Genomic DNA, 4,141 nt, shown 5'->3' with positions numbered 1-4,141 from the left:
GCTGATAAACGTAAATTTGCAAACTCGATATTAAACAAAGGGGTTGTTATTATGGCATTAATAGTATCTAGAGCTATATTATTTTTGATTTTAGCATTAGCTTTTGGAATAGCGACTGTTTTTCCTGAACAAAAATTACCATTATATATAGTATTCACATTATTTGTAGCAGTTGCGATTATTATGAATGTATGGTTTACCCATCAAAACGTTAAAAAGCATATCATTAAGTTTAACAAATACGTCGCATACTTTTTATCCTTTGTCTCAGGGTTACTTTACATTGGATTTGTAATTTATACATTAACTATAGGGAGCTATGATGTTTTACCAATTATTATATTTGCAATAAGTATCGTATTGGTTCAAATATTAGAAAATATACTGGGAATCAGTATAAAAAATACGCGTCTATCAAACAAACAGTTGAAAGTCATCTCCAAGCAACGTGTTCAGCAATTTAAAGTCATATCATTAATATTAGTAAGTGTGTCTATCGTGTTCATTTTTATTGCATTAATGCTTAAATGGTGGCTTTTACTTGTTATTAGCATTATTGTTTTGATTATTATTACAGTAGCAATGATTGTTTATGAAAAATATTATACGACTCCTGATTAATTTATGATTGACGTACTAAGGATTATCTTGTAACGTAAACGTAAATAAGCATCACTTATCTAGAGAGGTGGAGGGACTGGCCCTATGAAGCCTCGGCAACATCTCGAATGTGCCAATTCCAGTAACCGTAATGGTTTGAAGATAAGCAGGTAAAGCACATGAAAACCTCTTTCTTCATCGTTTGTGAGAAAGAGGTATTTTTAATTGGAAAGCAGGTAAAAAGGATGGAAGTACATAAAAAGAGCAATGCTTGGGCATTATTCCCCTTGTTATTATTTGTGGCGTTGTTTTTAGGCGTAGGTATTATCACAGGTGATTTTACTTCAATGCCATTAAATGTTGCAATTACGATAACGGTAATTGTGGCGTTATTAATGAATCGAAAAGAATCATTTGCTAAAAAAGTTGAGGTCTTCACGAAAGGTGCAGGCCATTCAAACATTATTTTAATGATGTTGATTTTTATTTTAGCAGGTGCATTTTCAAATACAGCTGAAAAAATGGGTGGCGTAAAGTCGACAGTTAATTTAGGACTATCATTAATCCCAGAAAATTTAATTATTGTAGGATTGTTTGTGATTTGTATGTTTGTTTCTATATCTATGGGGACGTCTGTAGGAACTGTTGCTGCAATAGCACCTGTTGGTTACGGATTTGCACAAGCGACAGATGTACCAACTGCGCTAGCAATGGCTACAGTTGTTGGAGGTGCAATGTTCGGCGATAATCTATCAATGATTTCAGATACAACAATTGCTGCGGTTAGAACACAACATACGAAAATGAAAGATAAATTCAGAGTAAACTTTAAAATTGTATTGCCAGGTGCTATTTTAACGATTATTATTCTGTATTTCTTAACGAATGGCATTTCTTTAAATCATGCTAAAAACTATGATTATAATCTAATTAAAGTTGTACCGTATATTTTAGTATTGGTATTAGCATTATTAGGTGTAAATGTCATTATCGTATTGATTGGCGGAACATTATTAGCTGGAATCATTGGTCTCATAGATGGTTCATTCGGTTGGATGGGACTACTAGATGCAGTGTCCAAAGGTATTATAAGCATGGAAGATATTGCTATGATTGCGTTGCTAATTGGTGGTTTAGTCGGTATTATTCAACACAATGGTGGTATTGAATGGTTGTTGCAATTTGTTCGCTCTAAAGTGAAATCAAAGCGTGGCGCAGAATTAGGAATTGCGAGTTTGGTAAGTGTCGCAGATATTGCCACGGCAAACAACACCATCTCTATTATTATGTCAGGTCCTTTAGCTAAAAATATTGCAGATGAATATGATGTAGATTCAAGGAAATCAGCAAGTATTCTTGATATATTTGGAGGCTGCTTCCAAGGTTTATTACCATATAGCCCGCAAGTCATTTCAGCGGCTGGTGTAGCTGGTATTTCACCATTAATGTTATTCCCATACAGCATTTATCCTATATTATTAGGTGTATGCGGACTTATTGCGATTTTATTTAATTTTCCAAAGCTAAAAAAGAACACTAGTCAAGAAATGAAACATTAATGCTTAACAATATATCGATGTAGCCAAGTAAGGTGGCTTGTTATATTAACAGATCATGTTGTACTCACCGTATAACGCTAATCTTTTAAAAATGATGATCATCTATGTTTGGAACTGAGCAAAAATACGTTAAAATAAAAGTAAGAGCGAAAGTGGGTGGACAACAGTGGCAAAATTTAATGTAGAGAATGAACATGTCGAAGTTGAAATTGAAAAGCTTTATAAATTTTCTCCAGAGTTAGTATACGAAGCTTGGACAAAGAAAGATTTGTTGAAACAATGGTTTATGACATCAGCCAGAACGAATAAAGAGATTGAAGCGGACGTTAAAGAAGGCGGTAAATATCGTATTGTAGATCAACAACGTAATGGCAAAGTAAATGTGATTGAAGGCATTTATGAATCTTTAGTTATGGATGAATACGTTAAGATGACTATCGGTATGCCTGGACTAAGTGAAACACAAGATGTCATTAAGGTAGAATTTTTTGAACGTGAAACAGGTGGCACCCAAATGCTATTTTATTATCGTTCATTAGTTGAAAAAGAAAGACGATTTACTAATTTAGAATACAAGCAAAAGAAAAAAGAATATCATGATGCCATGGTGCATGGTTTCGAATTGATGTTTGATAAGATGTACCACGTTATCGAAACATCAACACAACAATAAAATGATAAAAGGAAGTTATGATAGGCTCAAGGCCATTAAATCATAACTTCCTTTTTTCTAATTTGAAATATCATTATGTAGTAAATACTCATTATATTTTCTTACAAGTGTTTCAAAGAATATATGATAACTGATGAAGCTAGAATAGTCTGTACCATCAGTTAAGTAGAATGTGTTACTGGATACATAGACGTTGTAATTTGCTTTTTGAGCAAGGGTATTATCTTTCATTGTAGTAACAGAAATAAAGTATTTTTGTCTAAGTTGAAGCAAGTTTGTTACTTCTAATAATTCATGTGTTTCACCTGATAATGAAATAATAAAGAATAAATCATTAGGTTCACTCTTGTTCAAAATCATTTTAAGTTCATGTTCATCATGAAGTACAATGACATGATTATGTAACGTTAACAATATACGCTGTGCCTCTGAAGCAACGTTTAACTGTGCACGCCCTGTACCATACAAATATATTGTTGAAGCTGTATGCATTTTTTCAGTAAGAAGCTGGTAATCAACGCGTTCTAAATAACTGAATGTACTATCGATTTCTTGTTTGAAACTATCGATAGAGTTAGAAGGTAATTGGTGTGTCTTATTACTTTCAAATTTAAGGTACGATTTAAAATCACTATAACCGTCAAAACCTAATTTGCGTGTAAATCTGTGAATGGTTGCATTCGAGGCATGTGTGAATTGCGCTAAATCTTGTATTTTCATATTTTTACATTCATCTATATGTGTATTGATAAAGTGAGCGATATGTAAATCATTATCATTAAGTTTATCAAAGTTTCGATTAATGTGTTCATCTAAAAACATATTCAACCTCCTTGAAAATAAATGTGTGATAGATCGTTATTACATTAAAATCTTGTATGTCATTATATATATTTGTGTATTGATATAGGTTTGATTATGCGTTTAAAACGAATGTATTACAAATACAACGATGTCATATATAAGGTCGTGAAAAAATTTTCACTATATGAAAAGATAATCTGATTATACAAAATACTTTCAAAATACGTCAATGTCGTTGTAGGTGTGTAAGCGTTTACTATATATTATATTTAAATAGTAAGACATCTATTTATAAATGAATCTAATTAGATGTATTGTTAGGAAAGATGATATGGAGGGAATAGAAGATGAATGCGATAAAGCGTTTCGGTAGTGCAATGATTGTACCGGTATTAATGTTCGCTTTCTTTGGGATAGTGCTTGGCTTTGCGACATTATTTAAAAATCCTACAATCATGGGGAGTTTAGCAGATCAACATACGTTTTGGTTTAAATTTTGGTCAGT

4 protein-coding genes, 1 pseudogene and 1 riboswitch are annotated in these 4,141 nt (G+C 32.3%); of the genes and pseudogenes, 4 read left to right on the top strand and 1 reads right to left on the bottom strand.

The genetic code is table 11. The features are described from left to right. Positions 1 to 51 precede the first annotated feature (51 nt). From IDG60_RS07795 to IDG60_RS07785, 3 genes are all read left to right on the top strand, one after another. Entirely contained in the window at positions 52 to 621 is a 570-nt protein-coding gene (locus tag IDG60_RS07795) for a hypothetical protein (RefSeq protein ID WP_001185190.1), read from the top strand. 52 nt (positions 622 to 673) lie between these two features. Further along, a riboswitch (SAM riboswitch) is annotated at positions 674 to 769 on the top strand. A 76-nt stretch (positions 770 to 845) separates the two neighbouring features. Next, the gene (locus tag IDG60_RS07790) at positions 846 to 2,159 is read left to right on the top strand and encodes a Na+/H+ antiporter NhaC family protein (RefSeq protein ID WP_000451828.1); all 1,314 of its coding nucleotides are present in this window, start codon (positions 846 to 848) and stop codon (positions 2,157 to 2,159) included. A gap of 166 nt (positions 2,160 to 2,325) precedes the next feature. After that, on the top strand, positions 2,326 to 2,832 hold the full coding sequence (locus IDG60_RS07785; protein ID WP_206160594.1) for an SRPBCC domain-containing protein: 507 nt from the start codon (positions 2,326 to 2,328) through the stop codon (positions 2,830 to 2,832). Between the two features lie 57 nt (positions 2,833 to 2,889). Here the strand turns inward: IDG60_RS07785 and IDG60_RS07780 are convergent, their stop codons facing one another. Next, positions 2,890 to 3,654 carry a MurR/RpiR family transcriptional regulator gene (locus IDG60_RS07780; RefSeq protein WP_000477989.1) on the bottom strand — a complete coding sequence of 255 codons (765 nt, stop codon included), beginning with the start codon at positions 3,652 to 3,654 and terminating at the stop codon, positions 2,890 to 2,892. A 329-nt stretch (positions 3,655 to 3,983) separates the two neighbouring features. On the opposite strand from IDG60_RS07780, the pseudogene IDG60_RS07775 reads away from it, so the two are divergent. Beyond that, positions 3,984 to 4,141: pseudogene (locus IDG60_RS07775) on the top strand (PTS alpha-glucoside transporter subunit IIBC); the annotation flags it as partial.

It is taken from the genome of Staphylococcus sp. EG-SA-2, from assembly GCF_017152085.1.
Note: the sequence above shows the minus strand (reverse complement) of the source record. Positions and strands in the feature narration are given on the sequence as shown.